This is a genomic window from Arthrobacter sp. SPT-J7 (assembly GCF_059089965.1).
Genome location: NZ_JBNHFF010000573.1, coordinates 1 through 449, shown reverse-complemented (window position 1 = coordinate 449; position 449 = coordinate 1). Strand labels below are relative to the sequence as shown.

Sequence of the window (449 nt, the reverse complement as noted above, 5' to 3'; positions counted from 1 at the left end):
GGCAGGGCGATGTCGTCCGCGTCCAACCGGGCAACGAACTCGCCGCGTGCCTCGGACATAGCCCTGCGGAGCGTCGCCCCGACCCCCAACCGGACCGGGTTTCTGAGGACAGTCACACGGGACTCCTCCATCCACGGCCGGTATCCGTCCTCCTCAACGCCGTCAAGAATGACGATGAGTTGCAGGTCCACGCCATCCTGCTGAAGTAGCGAATCCAAAGCTTGATCGAGCCAGGAATCTAGTCGGATCGCGGGTACCACGGCTGACACGCATGGCTTCTGCTCCGTAGTCATTGGTAGCGTTCCTAGTAGTCGTCGATGAGTCGAGTCCCTGCCAGATGGCGCCCACGGAGACAACAGCGGACACCGCAGACGATGTGGACGGCGTCCAGTACAAGGTTACTGGAAGTCAATCAACCGAACGAAACCGCGCCTGCGTCGCTGATGCTG

The 449-nt window shown here is 61.2% G+C and carries 1 protein-coding gene; it reads right to left on the bottom strand.

Annotated elements, in window-relative coordinates; all coding sequences use genetic code 11:
- On the bottom strand, positions 1-293 hold a 293-nt coding region (locus AC5RWX_RS34325), incomplete at its 3' end, for a glycosyltransferase family 2 protein (protein ID WP_494100585.1).
- Between the last annotated feature and the right edge of the window lie 156 nt (positions 294-449).